Origin of the sequence: Rhizobacter sp. LjRoot28, assembly GCF_964253025.1 — a bacterium.
GTDB lineage: Bacteria > Pseudomonadota > Gammaproteobacteria > Burkholderiales > Burkholderiaceae_C > Rhizobacter.
The window spans coordinates 347205-363787 of sequence record NZ_CAXUQC020000001.1 but is presented as its reverse complement, the minus strand read 5'-3'; the positions used below and the strand labels follow the sequence as shown (position 1 = coordinate 363787).

The window sequence follows — 16583 nt, the reverse complement described above, 5'->3', positions numbered from 1 at the left end:
ACTCGCCGTCAGGACTTGTGAGCCGCGGAGAGACGCTTCTCGATTTCCTCGGCTTCGATGGCGCCCGGCACACGGGTGTCGTCCGCGAAGAAGAGCGCCGGCGTGCCGTTCACCCGGTGTTTGCGGCTGAAGGCCATGTTGCGTTCCAGCGGCGTCTCGCATGCCGTCATGTGGCGGGCCGGCAGCCGGGCCTCCAGCATCCAGCCCAGCCACGCGCGCGCCTGGTCCTTGGCGCACCAGATGTTCTTGGACTTCTCGGCCGAGTCCGGCCCCAGCATCGGCACGAGGAAGGTGTAGACGGTGACGTTCTTGAGCTTCTGCAGGTCGACCTCGAGCTTCTTGCAGTAGCCGCAGTTCGGGTCGGAGAACACCGCCAGCTTGCGAGCGCCCGTGCCGTTCTTCCAGACGATCGCGTCCTTGAGCGGCAGCTTGTCGAAGTCGACCGCGCTGAGCTTGTTGAGCCGGGCTTCGGTGAGGTTGGTGCGGGTGCGGGCGTCGATCAGGCTGCCCTCGATGACGTGGTTGGCCGTCTCGTCCGCGTACAGGATGGAACTGCCGATGCGCACTTCATAGAGGCCGGGGATCGGGCTCTTGATCACTTCGTCGATCGGCGGCAGGTTGGGCACGCGCTCGGGGAGGTTCTTGCGGATGGCCGCCTCGTCGGCCAGCGCGGCGCCGGCCAGCAGCAGCGCGGCGGCCGCCGCCATGAACAAGTGGGCCGCCAGCACCAGCGGGGGGTGCGTCAGGGACGAGGAGGTCTTCGGCATGGCGCGTCTTTCAGAAGTCGAGCGCTCGCGCGGTGAGCCAGCGCTTGAGCGGGGGGAGCCGGTTGACGAGACCCATGCCGCGGTTGCGGAGTTCCCGCAGGGGCGGCTGCTGGCCGGCAAAAAGATGCAACAAGCCGTCGGTGAGCTGGCCCATGGCGCGCGTGGGGAGGTGGCGGGCCCGCTCGTAGCGGCGCAGCAGCCGGGCGTCGCCCAGCGGCCGCCAGGCTTCACGCTCGGCCAGCACGCGCGTGAGCGCCACCACGTCGGCCAAGCCGAGGTTCAGGCCCTGCCCTGCCAGCGGGTGCACGACGTGCGCCGCGTCGCCCAGCAGCACCCAGCCAGGCCCCGACCAGGCCTGCGCACGCGCGATCATCAGCGGCCACGCTGCGCGTTCACCGGCCACGGACAGCACGCCGGCGTCGCCCCGCGTCGCCTCGTGAAGCTCGGCCTCGAATGCAGCCGCATCGAGCGCGAGCAGTTCGTCGGCCCGCGCCGTGGGGACCGACCACACCAGGGCGTAGGAGTTGCCCGCCGACGGCGTGTCGAAGGGCAGCAGGGCCAGCACGTCCGGCGAACGAAACCACTGACGTGCCACGTGCCGGTGCGGCACCGAGGCGGTGAGCCGGGCCGCGATGGCGCGATGGCCGTAGTCATGGCGTTCGAAAACCACGCCGAGGTCACTGCGGCCCGCCGAGAACTTGCCCTCGCAGACCGCGGTGAGCGCCGCGTCCACCGGCGCATCCACCACGGTGACATGAGGCGCGTAGCGCACCGCCGAGGCCAGCGCCTGTTCCAGCTGCGCCGCATCGGTGATCCACGCGAGCTCGGAGACGTGTTGCTCCCACGCGGAGAACTCCAGCACGCCGGACGTATCGCCCTCGACATGCATCTCGTGAACGGCGGTTGCGGCATGCGGCGGCAGACCGTCCCAGACCTTCAAGTCGCGCAGCAGGGACACCGCGCCTGCATTCAACGCATAGGCACGGATGTCTTCGCGTGCCGGCGAGGCGGGATCGGCCACCAGTGCCACCCGAAGGCCGCTGCGGGCGAGAGACAGGGCCAGCGCGCGGCCCACGATGCCGGCCCCTCGCACACACACGTCAAAACGTTTCATCCGGCCCATTGTAGAGAGGCTTGCAAGGCCGCCCTTGCTGGGCACAATGGCCGGGTTTCCACTCACTCCGGCCCGCCGGCGCCCCGATGAAGACCTCCTGGGTTCGCAAGCTGTTGATTGCCTTGGGCGTGCTGCTGGTGGTGGGCATCGCCGCCGTCGCCTGGCTCGTGGCCACCTTCGATGCCAACGCTTACAAGGGCCTGGCCATCGACTGGATGAAGACCGAGCGCCAGCGCACGCTGGTGATCGACGGCCCGGTGGAACTGACCGTGCTGCCGCGCCTGGGCGTGAAGCTCTCCGGCGTGACCTTGAGCGAACGGCAGCAGACCGCCGAGTTCGCACACGTCGACGAGGTGTCCCTGTCCGCGGCCCTGCTGCCGCTGCTTCGCGGCCGACTCGAGGTCGACCGCGTCGCCGCGCGCGGCGTGCGCGCGGTGTACCGACGCGACGCGGAGGGCCGCTCCAACATCGACGACCTGCTGGCCAAGGACGAAAAGCCGGAGCCTGCCGCCGAGGAAGGCCCGCAAGGCGAGGCGCTGGCCTTCGACGTGCAAGGCCTCGACTTCGAGAACCTTGCGCTCACCGTCGACGACGCGCTGGCTGGCCTGAAGGGCAAGGTCGGTGTCGCCCGCTTCACCACCGGCCGGCTCACCGACCGCACCGAGTCCCCCGTGGCGCTCGACCTGCAGCTCGCCCTCACCCAGCCCGCGCTCGCCGGCCAGCTCAAGGGCAAGACCGCGTTGACGCTCGACCTGCAGGCCCGCTCGGTATCCTTGCGCGACATGGACCTTGCATGGACGGGCGACGCCTTCGGCGCGCGCGCGCTCGATGTGCGCTTCAAGGGCGCCCTCGCCTACGACGGCGCAGCGGGCACCGTGGCCGCCAACGACCTGGACCTGCGCTTCGGGGCGACGCTCGGCGACCTCAAACTGGCCGACTCCACATTGGCCATCAAGCGCTTCGGCTACGACCCGGCCAAGCGGCAGCTGTCGCTGGAACGCCTGGCGCTCAAGCTGGCAGGCACGAACGCCGGCCAGTCGCTCGCCTTGAACCTGGACTGGCCGCAACTCAGCGTGGACGGCGAAACGCTGAAGGGCGGCCCGCTCAGCGGCTCGGCGTCCGTCAAGGGCGACACCAGCCTCGAGGCCACCTTCAAGTCGGCGGCTCCCCAGGGCACCTTCGAACAGATCCGGCTGCCGGGAGTCGAGACGACGCTCAAGGGCCGCAGCGGCCCGCGGCAGGTCAGCGGCACGCTGCGCTCCAATCTCGTCGTCGACGCGGCCACCAAGGCGGGCACCCTCGACGCCCTGCAGGCCCGCCTGCGCATCGAGGAACCCTCCCTGCAGCCACTCGCACTCGACTTCGATGGGCGGGCCTCCGCCTCCCCGGAGACGGCGCAATGGGCACTCAAGGGAAGCGTGAACGCCAACCCGTTCGAGACCCAGGGGACCGTACGCCTGAAGGACAAGCCGATGGCCATCACCGCATCGGCGCGCTTCGAGGCCCTTGACCTGAACCGGCTGCTGCCGCCGGCCACGACGGCGAAACCGGCGACCGCCGGCTCTGCACCCGCCGGGGCTCCAGGCGCCGACGCCCCCCTCGACCTGTCGGCCCTCAAGTCCATCCATGGCCGCTTCGACTTGCGCGCCGGCAGCCTGGCCTACCGCCAGTACCGGGCCACCAACTTCGTCGCCTCCGCCCGCATCGCGAACGGCGCCCTGCAGCTGAGCCCGTTCGAGGCCGGCGTCTGGGGCGGCCGCCTCGACATGACGGCCAGCGCCGACGCCAACGGCAACCGCGTCGCCGCGCGTGGCGCCGCCCAGGGCATCGACATCCTGGCGCTGCTCAAGGACGTGGCCGACAAGGACCTGCTCGAAGGCCGTGGCCGGGTGGCCTTCGACCTGCGCAGCCAGGGTGCCACCACGGCCGAGCTGAAGCGCCGGCTCGACGGCTCGGCGTCCCTTCAGTTGCGCGACGGCGCCATCAAGGGCATCAACCTCGCTCGACAGCTGCGTCAGGTGCGTGCGGCCATCTCCTCCAAGGCCGACGCCTCGGCCCGCGCCGTCACCACCGAGAAGACGGACTTCTCCGAACTGAACGCCAGCTTCGCCATCCAGGACGGCGTCGCGCGCAGCAACGACCTGGACATGAAGAGCCCGTTCCTGCGGCTGGGGGGAGACGGCGCGGTCGACATCGGCCAGGGACGCATCGACTACACCGTGCGCGCCACCGTGGCCGACACATCGAAGGGCCAGGGCGGCGCCGAACTGGCCGAGCTTCGCGGCGTGACGGTGCCCGTGCGCCTGACCGGCCCGCTCGAGGCAATCGATTGGCAGATCCGCTGGTCGGCCGTCGCGGCGGACCTGCTCAAGAGCAAGGTGGGCCAGCAGGTCGAAGACCAGCTGCGCGACAAGCTGAAGGACAAGCTCGGTCTGCCGCCTCGCGCCGCCAGCGCACCGGCCGGCGCGGCCTCACGGCCGGAAGACCTGATCAAGCAGCGGCTGCGCGGCATCTTCAAGTGAGACCGGCTCCATTCGGGAACTAATGCGCAATCCGAAGCGCGGGTTCGCGCATTCCGTCACGAAGCCCGGCACCCGGAGCGGACGAACGGACTGGGGTTTTCCCGCAGTACGCCGGAAAATCGTCCCCCTATGGAAACTGCGCAACTGCCGCTCGACCCATCGCGCCCGGACGCTCGCGAGGCGGGCCCTCGCCTGACGCTCCTCGCGGCGCGCACGGCGGTGTGGCTGCTGCCGGCACTCGCAGGCTGCCTGGCGGTGCTGTGGCTCGCGGAATGGCGCGGTGGCGTGCTCGCCGACTCCGATCGCCTGGCCTACCCCGCCATGATGACGTGGCTGCTGGGCCTGGCCCTGCTGGTGTGGCGCCGGCCGGGGCAGCTCACGCTGGTCCAGGGCCTGCTGACGCTCGGCGTGAGCGTGTATTTCGTCGGCTCGATCGCTTTCGCGCTGCTGGTGCAAGGCCAGATCAGCTTCTACTCCGCGGCCTCGCTGTCGTACTGGATGATGAGCGCGCACCTGTTGCTGTTCCTGACCTGGCCGCCCGCCATGGCGCTGGCGCTCAGCACCAGCGTGACGCTGCTGTCGATCCTTCCCCCCTTCATCGTTCAATGGCGCGGAACACCGATGCGGGACTGGGAGGCCGTGCTGTGGCCGCTCTACCTGAACGGCTTCTTTGCCCAGGCCATGCTGGGCCTGGTGCTGTTCGGCATCGCACGCCAACTGCGAGCCGTTCTGCAGTTGTCGACTCGGGCCGCCGGCGAACCGACCGACAACGCCATTTCGGTCAACGAGTTCATCGCCCACCGCATGCGCGACCTGGAACTGGCACGCGATGCCGCCGAACAGGCGTCGCAGGCGAAGTCGCGCTTTCTTGCCACGATGAGCCACGAGCTCCGCACCCCGCTGCACGGCGTGCTGGGAGCGGCCGATCTGCTGCGCGACCAGTCCACCCTGCCCGCGCAGCGCGCCGAACTCATCGAGACGGTGCGTCGCGGCGGCACCCACCTGCTGCACCTCATCAACGACGTGCTGGACCTGTCGCGCATCGAGGCCGGCCGTGTGGAGATCTTCAACGAGGGCTTCGACCTCTATGCCTGCCTCAGCCACGTGCGCGACACCATGCAGCCACAGGCGCTCGGCAAGGCCCTCAAGCTGGTGTACCGGTCCGCGCCCGGTGTGCCCCCGTTCGTGCACGGCGACGAGTTCCGCCTGAAGCAGGTGCTCATGAACCTGCTCGGCAACGCCATCAAGTTCACCGATCGCGGCCAGGTGAGCCTGGAAGTGGACTACGACCGGGCCCGCAGCGAGTTGCTGATGCGCATCCAGGACACCGGCATCGGCATCGCCCCCCGCGAACTGGTGCGGGTCTTCGATGCCTTCCACCAGGCCGACAACGGCAGCACGCGCCGCTTTGCCGGCACCGGGCTGGGGCTGGCAATCACACGCCAGCTCGTGACCCTGATGGGCGGACGCATCGTGCTCGACAGCGAGCCGGGCGTTGGCACCCGCGTGCAGCTGCAACTGCCCTTGCCGGTGTGCGACGCCCCGGGGCAGGACCAGCAATCGAGCACCGCCGCGTTCGACGCCGACCTGGGCGGCGTGCGGGCATTGCTGGTCGACGACGACCCGATCAACACGATGATCGCCGAGCAGATGCTGCGCAGCGCCGGCGTGCACGTGAAGATCGTGCACTCGGGGCAGGAGGCGCTGGAGCTGCTCGCGGCGGGCGGCATCGACGTGGTGCTGATGGACTGGCTGATGCCGGGCATGGACGGGCTGGAAACCACGAGCCGCATCCGGGCCGGTGCGGCCGGGGAACGGGCGAGCACGCTGCCGGTGGTCGGGATGACGGCGCACGCTTTCGCCGAGGACCGGGCGGCGTGCCTCGCGGCGGGGATGGACGACGTGCTGGTCAAGCCGGTGTCCCGTCATCAGCTGCTGCGCTCGGTTCGCCGCGCGGTGGATGCCCGCGTGGCCCACTAAAATACCGGTCTGCACCGCACGCCGCGGCTGCCCCACTCACCCCGCGCCTCTCGCGCCAACACACCATGAGCCTCAAATGCGGCATCGTGGGCCTGCCCAACGTCGGCAAGTCCACCCTCTTCAACGCCCTCACCAAGGCTGGCATCGCGGCCGAGAACTACCCGTTCTGCACCATCGAGCCGAACGTCGGCATCGTGGAACTGCCCGACCCGCGCCTGCAACAGCTGTCGGAGATCGTGAAGCCCGAGCGCGTCGTGCCCGCGATCGTCGAGTTCGTGGACATCGCCGGCCTGGTGGCTGGCGCCTCCAAGGGCGAGGGCCTGGGCAACCAGTTCCTGGCCCATATCCGCGAGACCGACGCCATCGTCAACGTGGTGCGCTGCTTCGAGGACGAGAACGTCATCCACGTGGCCGGCAAGGTCGACCCCATCGCCGACATCGAGGTCATCCAGACCGAGCTCTGTCTTGCCGACCTCGGCACGGTCGAGAAGGCGGTGCACCGCGCCCAGAAGCTCGGGCGCGCCGGTGACAAGGAAGCCCTGAAGCTGGTCGACGTGCTGGTCAAGGTGCAGGCCGCGCTCGATGAAGCCCGCCCCGTGCGTTCGCTCGGCCTCACCAAGGAGGAGTCGGCGCTCGTCAAGCCGCTGTGCCTGATCACTGCCAAGCCGGCCATGTTCGTCGGCAACGTCGATGAGGGCGGCTTCGAGAACAACCCCTTCCTCGACCGCCTGCGCGAATACGCCGACCGCCAGAAGGCCCCGGTGGTCGCCATCTGCGCCAAGACCGAGGCCGAGCTCTCCGAGATGGAGGACGAGGACCGCCTCCTCTTCCTGCAGGAGATGGGCCAGAGCGAACCCGGGCTGAACCGCCTGATCCGCGCCGCCTTCAAGCTGCTCGGCCTGCAGACCTACTTCACCGCCGGCGTGAAGGAAGTCCGCGCCTGGACCATCCACATCGGCGACACCGCCCCCCAGGCTGCGGGCGTCATCCACACCGACTTCGAACGCGGCTTCATCCGCGCCCAGACCATCGCCTTCGACGACTTCATCGCCTTCAAGGGCGAGCAAGGTGCGAAGGACGCCGGCAAGATGCGCGCCGAAGGCAAGGAGTACGTCGTCAAGGACGGCGACGTGCTGAACTTCCTGTTCAACGTCTGAAGCGACGGCAGCCGGCCGTCGTGAGACGCCCGGCTGTTCACACCCGACGCACGTCCAGCGCAAGACCGGAAACCCGGTTCGCAGCCGGTCCAGCTGAACGACCGGCCATCCGATGACCGGAGGCCCGGCGCACGAACGTTCGGCGCACCCCGCCCGTCGCGACGGCATCCCGTTGCCTGCCCGTCGCCCCGGTCACGTGGCATTGCCCAACCCTGCAGTGCGCGGGATTCGCGCGGCAGGGCCGAGGTGGTAGTCTCTGATCGCCGCTCCTCGCACACCCATCTGCCTCTACACCCGATGACGACTGCGCCTTCCCGTCCCCGGCCGCACTGGGCTCTCGCTCTCGCGGGGACGGCGTTGGCGTATGCGCTGGTGGGATGGGCGGCGCTGTCGCTGGCGATTCCGCCGGGGTACGCGTCGCCGCTGTTTCCGTCCAGTGGCATCGCGCTGGCCTGCGTGCTGACATATGGGTGGGGGGCCGTGGCCGGAGTCGGTATCGGCGCTTTCGCGGTGAACTACCTGGTGGCTCCTAGCCCCAACCTGTCGCCCGTCGTGGCCATCGCCTTGCCAACGCTGATCGGGTCGGGGGCGGCGGCCCAGGCTTGGCTGGGCGCCTGGGTGGCGCGGCGCGTCACGAGTCAACCGCTGACGCTCAGCGAACCGCGCGATGTCGCGGCGTTCTTCGGCTTTGGCGCCATCGTGGCCGCGCTGGTCAGTTCGTCCGTCGGCACGTTTGCGCTGTGGTGGTTCGTCGGACACACCGGCCCGGGGTTGGCCGTCACCTGGTGGAGCTGGGCCACGGGCGACGTGCTGGGCATGCTCACGGCCACGCCCATCGTGCTCAGCTGGATCGGCCGGCCGGCGGCCGAATGGCAGGGCCGCCGGTGGACGGTGGGCGTGACGATGCTCATCGCGACGGTGCTCGTCGCGATCAGCATCAAGCAGGTGGACCGCTGGGAAGAGGCGCGAGTGCAGACGACCTTCGAACGGGACGCCTTGCATGCCACGTCGAACCTGGCTTCCCGCCTCGAATACCCGATGCATGCGCTGGAAGCCTTGCGCGGGGTGTTTGCGGCGTCCGATGCGGTCAGCCGGGAAGAGATGCGGCGCGCGACGTCGTCGTGGGTGGCGCCCGGTGGGCACCTGCAGGCGGCCGGATGGAGCGAGGTGGTGCAACGCGGCGCCCTGCCGGAGTACCAGTCGGCCGTCCGCCTCAACGACCTGCCGGGCTTCACGGTCTACGACCGGGACGACGCCGCGCCTGCGGCCGGTTCGAACGACCGCATGGTGGTGATGCGCTACGTGGAGCCGATGGAACCCAACCGGCGTGCACTCGGGGTGAACGTGCGCTCCGTGGCAGTGGCGCGCGCCGCGATCGACCATGCGATTCGCACCGACACGCGGGCGGCCACCGCCGGCTTCCGATCGACGCAGGAAACCGGCGACCAGGCCTCCGTGGTGATCTACCAGGCCGTGTACCGGGGCGCGCCGAAAACCGCGGACGAACGCGAGGCCGCCGCCATCGGCGTGGTGTTTGTCACCCTGCGCATGGAGGATGCGCTCGCCGGCTTCACCAAGACCCTCCCGCCCTACCTGACGCTGTGCATCGTCGACAACGACCCGGCGGCGAAGCGCCGGCTGCTGGCGGGGCCCGCCGACTGCGCCACCGGCCGCACCGACATGTCGTTCACGCGGCCACTGTCCTTCGCCGATCGGCAGTGGAGCCTGATCGTCGCCGCAAAGCGCGACGCGGTTCCGGACGTCCGCGCGCGCAATGCGTTGCTCTTCTCGGTGATCGGCCTGCTGGCCACCGCGATGCTCGGCACGCTGCTGCTGACCGTCACCGGCCGGGCGCGCCGCATCGAGGCGATCGTGCAGGACCGCACCGTCGCGCTGCAGCGTGAGATCGCCGAGCGTGAGCGCACGGAGGCCGAGCTGCGAGAAAGCGAGCAGCGCTTCAGGAACATCCTCAACAACGTGCCCATCGGCGTGGTCTATACCGACCTGCACGGCCGCATCAAGCAGGTGAACCCGCGCTTCTGCGAGCTGACGGGGCACCCGGCCGAGGAGCTGGCGCAGCGGGACGTGGCCCTGATGACGCATCCGGAAGACCGGATGGAGAACGAAGCCCTCGTCCGGCAACTCGTCGTCGGCGACATCCCGATGTTCCGCCGCCAATCGCGATATGTGACGCGTGACGGCCGAACGGTGTGGGTGCAGTCGGTCGTGTCCCTGCTGCGCTCGCCGTCGGGCGAGCCGGCACGCATCGTGGCGGTGGTGGAGGACATCACCGAGCACCTCCGGCTGGCCGACGCCGAACGCGCCCGCTCGCTCGCCGAGGCGGCCAACCTGGCAAAGAGCGAGTTCCTGTCGCGCATGAGCCATGAACTCCGCACGCCGCTGAACGCCATGCTCGGCTTCGCCCAGCTCATGGAACTCGACCAGCGCAACCCGCTGCCGGAATCGCACCGGCCGTGGGTGGCACAGATCCAGAGCGCCGGATGGCACTTGCTGGAGATGATCAACGACGTGCTCGACCTCTCGCGCATCGAGGCGGGCACCCTCAGCCTGCAGATGCAGACGCTCGACCTGCGCCAGGTGCTCGCCACGACGCTGTCGCTGGTGGAGCGCGACGCCGAGCGCCGGGACATCGCCATCACACAGGACCTGCCTGGCGCCGCCATGCGCGTGCGCGGCGACGCGACCCGGGTGAAGCAGATCCTGACGAACCTGCTCAGCAACGCGGTGAAATACAACGCCGACAGCGGTCGCATCCACATCGCGGCCCGAGTGCCTCAGCGGGACACGGTGGAGATCGCCATCACCGACACCGGCCTCGGCATGACGGACTCCCAACTGGGCCAGCTGTTCCAGCCGTTCAACCGCCTCGGGCGCGAACGCTCCGGTCAGGAAGGCACCGGCATCGGGCTCGTCATCAGCCAGCGCCTGGCCGAGCTGATGGGTGGCAGCCTGAGGGCGCTGAGCACCGCCGGCGAGGGGTCCTCGTTCATCCTGTCCTTGCCGCGCGCCAGCGAGGACGATCCCCGGGCCGCGGGCGTCGCCCCGTCCCTGCCGCAGCCCGTCGACTACCACCAGCGTGTGGTGCACTACGTCGAGGACAACGAGACCAACGTCGAGGTGATGCGGGGTGTGCTGTCGCGGCGTCCGCAGGTGCGCCTCGATGTGTCGATCACCGGGCTGGACGGCCTGGCCGCCATTCGGGCGCACCGACCCGACCTCATCCTGCTCGACATGCACCTGCCGGACATCGACGGCCTCGAGCTGCTGCGCCACCTCAAGGCGGACCCCTCCACGGCGGACATCCCGGTGGTGGCGGTGTCGGCCGACGCCCTGGCGTCGCAGATCGAGACGGCGCTGCAGGCCGGGGCCCAGCAGTACCTGACGAAGCCGATCAGCGTGGCCGAGCTGCTGGCCGTCGTGGACGCCGTGCTGGACAGCGCGGAAACGCGCTTCGGCTGAGCGCCTGCGGGGTCGCGCACCGATCGGCGTGACACTGCGTTGGTGTGGCGCCCGGCGCAGCCCGCCCACCCGGGCGAGATCAGCCGCCGACCCGCTTGACCTTGCGTCCCTGGGCCTGGAGCAGCTCGGTGAGGCGGACCAGGTGGTCGCCCTGGATTTCCACCACACCATCCCGTGCGGTGCCGCCGGTACCGCAGGCCGCCTTCGCGGCTTTGGCCCACTGCGACAGCTCGGGCTCAGCGAGGCCCAGGCCGCGCACCACGGTGACGGCCTTGCCGTTGCGGCCCTTGGTTTCGCGCTGCAGCCGAACCGCCCCATCCGGGAAGACGGGAGCCGCGGGGGCAGCGCGACATGTGCAGCGATCGGCGGGCTGGCGACAGCCGGGGCACATGCGACCGGCATCGGTGGAATAGACGAGGGCCATGCCCGATTGTCGCGCGGCCCCTGTCGGAACTGGCCGACGTCGATTGCCGGAGACGAGGGGCTGCGCAGACCCGCTGACGGGGGCACCATGTACCCAAGCCGTACTGCCTCGCACTCCGGGAGCCGGACATGCACAGCCTCCAACCTCGCCCCCCTGCCCCCGTCGGCCGGAATCGCCACCGCCGAGGGCGTTCACTCACTTCCCGACGGAACTTCGGAGCCGTTCAGCACTCAGATGACGCGAGTGCTAATATGCTTCCCGAAAGGAGTTCCCGGATGTCATCTGCTTCCATGAACCTGCCCCTGTCTCCCGTCGCCGGCGCCCTCGCCGTTCGCGACCCCTGGGCCCTCGTGCCTTCGCTGGGCAACCTGGACGCGTACATCTCCGCCGTCAACCGCCTGCCGCTGCTGACCCAGGAAGAGGAAGTCCAGGCCGCCCGCCGTCTGCGTGCCGACGGCGACGTCGAAGCCGCCGGCAAGCTGGTGCTGTCGCACCTGCGCCTCGTCGTGTCGATCTCCCGCCAGTACCTCGGCTACGGTCTGCCCCATGGCGACCTGATCCAGGAAGGCAACGTCGGCCTGATGAAGGCGGTCAAGCGCTTCGACCCCGACCAGGGCGTGCGCCTGGTGAGCTACGCCATGCACTGGATCAAGGCCGAGATCCACGAGTACATCCTCAAGAACTGGCGCATGGTCAAGGTCGCCACGACCAAGGCCCAGCGCAAGCTGTTCTTCAACCTGCGCTCCATGAAGCAGCGCATGAAGGAAGACGGCCAGGAAGGGCACACCCACCGCAGCACGCTCACGCAGGGCGAGGTGGATGCCGTCGCACGCGACCTGAACGTCAAGCGCGAGGAAGTGCTCGAGATGGAGACCCGGTTGTCCGGCGGCGACGTCGCGCTGGAGCCCCAGGGTGACGACGGCGACGACACGCCGTACGCCCCGATCGCCTACCTGGCCGACGACAGCAGCGAGCCCACCCGTGTCATCGAGGCCCAGCGCCGTGACTGGCTCGCCGGTGACGGCATCAACCAGGCCCTGGACGCGCTTGATCCGCGCAGCCGCCGCATCGTCGAAGAGCGCTGGCTGAAGGTCAATGACGACAGCTCCGGCGGCCTCACGCTCCACGAACTGGCGGGCGAGTACGGCGTGAGCGCTGAGCGCATCCGCCAGATCGAGGTGGCCGCCATGAAGAAGATGCGCAAGGCGCTCGTCGCCGCCTGACGCAGCCGCGGGGCGCCGCATGGCGCCCCGTGTTTCCGGTGCGGTGCCCTGGCGTACTGCATCAGCCTCCGCGCCGCAGGCCCGCCGTCTACCGGCGCGCCCTCTCGGCCTCGTCCGTCTGCGCATCCTCCTGGCGAAGTGCGCCGCCTGGCCTGTCGTCCGGCCCGCCCGCACGGCGAGACGCCCGTGTCGCCACCGAAACGCCATGCGCTCCGCCTCCCGAGAAGACGGTCCGAACGTGCATGCCGGCCTCGGCATCCCCCTTGCCGACATCCAGCCATGGACGCCGCGCGGCGCGGCGCTGAAAGGCCTTGTGATGCGGCTCATCCACTTGAATTGCGTGTCCTCCTGCCCGTTGGGCGGCCGCCTGATGGATGGGCGGTCAGGCTCCATCTTCGAGCGGGGTCGGCTGTGTTGCCACTGTCTGCTGGTGGAGTCCAACGACGGGCTGGTGCTCGTGGACACGGGCTTCGGCCTGCGTGACGTGGCCAACCCGGCCAGCCGCCTCAGCAGCTTCTTCCTCTCCCTCCTGAGCCCGGACTTCCGCGAGGAGATGACGGCGGCGCGGCAGATCGAAGCCGCCGGGCACCGTGTGTCCGACGTCAGGCACATCGTGCTCACCCACCTCGACTTCGACCATGCCGGCGGGCTCGACGATTTCCCGTTGGCCCAGATCCACCTGATGCGCCGCGAGCGCGATGAGGCGGCCCGGCAGACCACGTGGCTCGACCGGCAGCGCTATCGCCCGCAGCAATGGTCCAGCCGGGCGCGCTGGCAGCTGCACGGGCACTCGGGCGGTGAAACATGGTTCGGCTTCCAGGGCGTGTGCACCGGGCAAGGCTTGCCGCAAGACGTGGCGCTGGTTCCCTTGCCCGGTCATACCCACGGCCATGCTGGCGTGGCGATTCGCACGGCGTCGGGCTGGGCGCTGCAGGCGGGCGATGCCTACTTCCACCATGGCGAGATGAATTTCGAACGGCCTTCCTGCACGCCAGGCCTGCGCTTGTACCAGACCCTGATGGAAAAGAACCGCAGGCTGCGCCTGCGCAACCAGGAGCGCTTGCGCCATCTGGCCCACGGTCACCCGGATGTGAAGGTGTTCTGTTCACACGACCCCGATGAGTTCGAACGCCTGAGCCGACGCGCACTGGACGACCAGGCCAGCGCCCTGCAGCGCGGGTTCGCCCGCCCGCTGCGAGAGGCCTCGCGTCGGTAGCACCTTGAGCTGGGAGCGAAGGCGCTGCCCTTCCGATGCGTCGACCGGCATTGGTGAATGCGGGTGCATGTCCATGGCCGCGTCCAGCCCGCCTGCACCGTTGTAGAAGACGGCCGGTCAAGGCATCTCCCTTGCCGAGTTCAACGCACCATCACGACCCAAGGAATCGCCATGAATGCCAAGACGGACCCGAGCGGCATCTCCAAGGACAGCGACCGCCAAGCCCAGGCAGAAGCTGAACGGGCCAAGGCTGCGCTCGACAACGTGCGTGAGGGCTATGACAAGTCACCGCTGAGCTCGGGTGGAGCAGCCCCCGACCCGACGCCGCACGGCCAGGTGCCCGAAAGCCAACGATCCCGGGGCGGCTCCCCGACGAGCGACTGAACAGCTCCGCCCGGGCGGCCGGTCAAGGATGCCGACCGGCGTCGTGGGCGCGGTGCTGGAGCGTCGGCGTCAACCGCTCGCCAGGGCCCAGCGCTGGCATGGCCAGCACGCCTTCGACACCGGTCGGGCGCGCGGCCACGACCAGCGCGCGGCGGAGTTCGCGCGCCAAGCGGCTCCGCCTTCCGGCCGGAAGGTGACGTCCGACGCGAACACACTGCCCGGCTTGCCAGAGTTCGACCAGCCCGGTGGGGCGGTTCGGTGCGACGACACGCAGCCATGCGATCTGCAGTTCGGTGCGAAGCACCTGCCCGCCGCAGCGCTGCTCCACCACCAGCCGTTCGCCGTTCAACATCAAGGTTTCAGCGTCGCAGGCGTGACGCGTGTACACGGCCAACGCCACGGCAAAGGCGGAGACTTCCAGCACGCCGAACACCGCGACCCATGCGTATCCCAGTGCCGTGAATGCGGCCGACACGGCAGCCACCGAGCCCATCACCCCCAGCGCGGCGCCTGCCAACTGCCGAGGGGTGAGCGAACAATTCCGCGGCATGTGCCACCGCGATGCCGGGCCGTCTCGGGCCTGGAGGGCAGCGCCGGCGTCCGGGTGCAACGCAACAACAGGATCGACGTCCATGCGAGGGCCTCATGCGTCCAAGAACCGGGCCTTTGGCATCGAGCTTCAGCGGTGCTCGAAGGTGTGGAACGGTGCCAGAGGGTCGGCCAGGCCGCTACCGGGAACGGGTTCGGGAGCGCCCGCGAACCGGCGCTCAGCCGGCCTTCAGCAGCTGCCGGACGTCGGCAACGAGCGCCTCCTGGCCCCCAGGCGCGCCGTAGCGGGTGAACAGGCGCACCTCGCCGCTCTCGTCGAAGACGTAGGAGCCGGCGGTGTGGTCGAAGGAGTAACCGTCGCCCGTCTTGCTCGGCACCTTGGCGAAGTAGACCTTGAACTCCTTGGCGGCGGCGGCGGTCTGCTCCGGCGTGCCACGCAGGGCCACGAAGCCGGGATCGAAGCTCTTCACGTAGCCCTTGAGCACCTCGGGCGTGTCGCGCTCCGGGTCGATGGTGACGAAGATGCCTTGAACGCGATCGCCATCCGGACCGAGCGCCTTCTTCAACTGCGCCAGTTCAGCCAGCGTGCCGGGGCAGACGTCGGGGCACTGGGTGAAGCCGAAGAACAGCACGACGACCTTGCCCTTGAACTCGGCCAGCGTGCGCAGCCGGCCGTCGACATCGGGCAGCGCCAGGTTCTTGCCGTAGCCCGCGCCGGTGATGTCGACCGCGTTGAAACTCGCTGGCTTGGACGGCAGCAGCTTGTCACACCCGGCCAGGACGGCAGAACCCGCCAGGCCGAGCCCGAGCAGGGCGCGACGGGAAAACGCGAAGGGCAGTGTGTTCACAGCAGCAACAGGTAGTGATCGATGAGCAAGGCGCCGAACAGCAGCGAGAGGTGCCACAGCGAGAAGCGGAAGGTCTTGCGCGCCAGCGCGTCGGAATAGCTGCGCCACAGCTTCCAGGCGTGGCCGATGAAGCCGGCCCCCAGCGCCACGGCGGCTGCGAGGTACAGGTAGCCACTCATGCCGAAGATGAAGGGCAGCAGCGTGGCAGCGAACAGCACCAGGGTGTAGAGCAGCACGTGAAGCCGGGTGAACTCGTTGCCGTGGGTGACGGGCAGCATCGGCAGCCCGGCCTTGCGGTAGTCCTCCGCGCGGTACAGCGCCAGCGCCCAGAAGTGCGGCGGCGTCCACAGGAAGATGATCAGGCACAGCATCAGCGCCTCCGGCCCGACCTCGCCGCGCATCGCAGCCCAGCCGAGCACCGGCGGCATGGCGCCCGAGGCGCCGCCGATGACGATGTTCTGCGGCGTCATGGGCTTGAGCACCACGGTGTAGATCACGGCATAACCCACGAACGTGGCAAAGGTCAGCCACATCGTGAGGGGGTTCACGAGCAGGTAGAGGATGGCGCTCCCCACCAGGCCGAGCACGGCGGAGAACAGCAGGGTCTGGGTGTTGGTGAGTTCGCCCTTCGCCGTGGGTCGCCACGCGGTGCGGGCCATCTTGGCGTCGATGCGTTGCTCGACCACGCAGTTGAAGGCGGCAGCGGCGGCTGCAACGAGCCAGATGCCTGCGGCGGCCGGGACGGCCAAGCGCCAGTCGGGCAGGCCGGGCTCGGCGAGCAGCATCCCGATCACGGCGCAGAACACGATGAGCTGGACGACCCGCGGCTTGGTCAGCGCGTTGAACTGGCGCACGCGCGACATGCGGGGCGCGGCCAGGGGAGTGGACAGGGTATTGGACATGGGTGCAACGGTGGCCC

The 16583-nt window shown here is 69.3% G+C and carries 13 protein-coding genes; 7 read left to right on the top strand and 6 right to left on the bottom strand.

Annotated elements, in window-relative coordinates; all coding sequences use genetic code 11:
- Window positions 1-8: 8 nt before the first annotated feature.
- Both ACSQ2F_RS01710 and ACSQ2F_RS01705 read right to left on the bottom strand, forming a co-directional pair.
- Entirely contained in the window at window positions 9-767 is a 759-nt protein-coding gene (locus ACSQ2F_RS01710) for a DsbC family protein (protein ID WP_436019140.1), read from the bottom strand.
- A gap of 10 nt (window positions 768-777) precedes the next feature.
- Window positions 778-1881: an FAD-dependent monooxygenase gene (locus tag ACSQ2F_RS01705; protein ID WP_436019138.1), complete on the bottom strand. Its 1104-nt coding sequence runs from the start codon at window positions 1879-1881 to the stop codon at window positions 778-780.
- 86 nt (window positions 1882-1967) lie between these two features.
- On the opposite strand from ACSQ2F_RS01705, the gene ACSQ2F_RS01700 reads away from it, so the two are divergent.
- From ACSQ2F_RS01700 to ACSQ2F_RS01685, 4 genes are all read left to right on the top strand, one after another.
- The gene (locus tag ACSQ2F_RS01700) at window positions 1968-4403 is read left to right on the top strand and encodes an AsmA family protein (RefSeq protein ID WP_436019136.1); all 2436 of its coding nucleotides are present in this window, start codon (window positions 1968-1970) and stop codon (window positions 4401-4403) included.
- Window positions 4404-4532: 129 nt separating this feature from the next.
- Window positions 4533-6383, top strand: a complete 1851-nt coding sequence (locus tag ACSQ2F_RS01695) for an ATP-binding protein (RefSeq protein ID WP_436019134.1) — start codon at window positions 4533-4535, stop codon at window positions 6381-6383.
- Window positions 6384-6448: 65 nt separating this feature from the next.
- Complete coding sequence (gene ychF / locus ACSQ2F_RS01690) at window positions 6449-7540, top strand: redox-regulated ATPase YchF (protein WP_436019132.1); 1092 nt, start codon at window positions 6449-6451, stop codon at window positions 7538-7540.
- 297 nt (window positions 7541-7837) lie between these two features.
- The gene (locus ACSQ2F_RS01685) at window positions 7838-11020 is read left to right on the top strand and encodes a CHASE domain-containing protein (RefSeq protein ID WP_436019130.1); all 3183 of its coding nucleotides are present in this window, start codon (window positions 7838-7840) and stop codon (window positions 11018-11020) included.
- A gap of 79 nt (window positions 11021-11099) precedes the next feature.
- On the opposite strand, the gene ACSQ2F_RS01680 is transcribed toward ACSQ2F_RS01685, so the two are convergent.
- A complete protein-coding gene (locus ACSQ2F_RS01680) occupies window positions 11100-11444 on the bottom strand; it encodes a stress response translation initiation inhibitor YciH (protein ID WP_436019128.1) in 345 nt (114 codons plus the stop codon).
- 275 nt (window positions 11445-11719) lie between these two features.
- On the opposite strand from ACSQ2F_RS01680, the gene rpoH reads away from it, so the two are divergent.
- From rpoH to ACSQ2F_RS01665, 3 genes are all read left to right on the top strand, one after another.
- Window positions 11720-12667 (top strand): RNA polymerase sigma factor RpoH, encoded by a 948-nt coding sequence (gene rpoH / locus ACSQ2F_RS01675; protein WP_436019126.1) that lies wholly within the window; start codon window positions 11720-11722, stop codon window positions 12665-12667.
- Between the two features lie 316 nt (window positions 12668-12983).
- On the top strand, window positions 12984-13883 hold the full coding sequence (locus tag ACSQ2F_RS01670; protein WP_436026697.1) for an MBL fold metallo-hydrolase: 900 nt from the start codon (window positions 12984-12986) through the stop codon (window positions 13881-13883).
- A gap of 171 nt (window positions 13884-14054) precedes the next feature.
- Window positions 14055-14267, top strand: a complete 213-nt coding sequence (locus tag ACSQ2F_RS01665; protein WP_436019124.1) for a hypothetical protein — start codon at window positions 14055-14057, stop codon at window positions 14265-14267.
- A 22-nt stretch (window positions 14268-14289) separates the two neighbouring features.
- Here ACSQ2F_RS01665 and ACSQ2F_RS01660 read toward each other — a convergent pair whose 3' ends face one another.
- From ACSQ2F_RS01660 to cyoE, 3 genes are all read right to left on the bottom strand, one after another.
- Complete coding sequence (locus tag ACSQ2F_RS01660; protein WP_436019122.1) at window positions 14290-14901, bottom strand: DUF2244 domain-containing protein; 612 nt, start codon at window positions 14899-14901, stop codon at window positions 14290-14292.
- 133 nt (window positions 14902-15034) lie between these two features.
- Window positions 15035-15664 carry an SCO family protein gene (locus ACSQ2F_RS01655; protein ID WP_436019120.1) on the bottom strand — a complete coding sequence of 210 codons (630 nt, stop codon included), beginning with the start codon at window positions 15662-15664 and terminating at the stop codon, window positions 15035-15037.
- Window positions 15661-16566: a heme o synthase gene (gene cyoE, locus ACSQ2F_RS01650; protein ID WP_436019118.1), complete on the bottom strand. Its 906-nt coding sequence runs from the start codon at window positions 16564-16566 to the stop codon at window positions 15661-15663. Before cyoE ends, ACSQ2F_RS01655 begins: the two co-directional genes overlap by 4 nt.
- Between the last annotated feature and the right edge of the window lie 17 nt (window positions 16567-16583).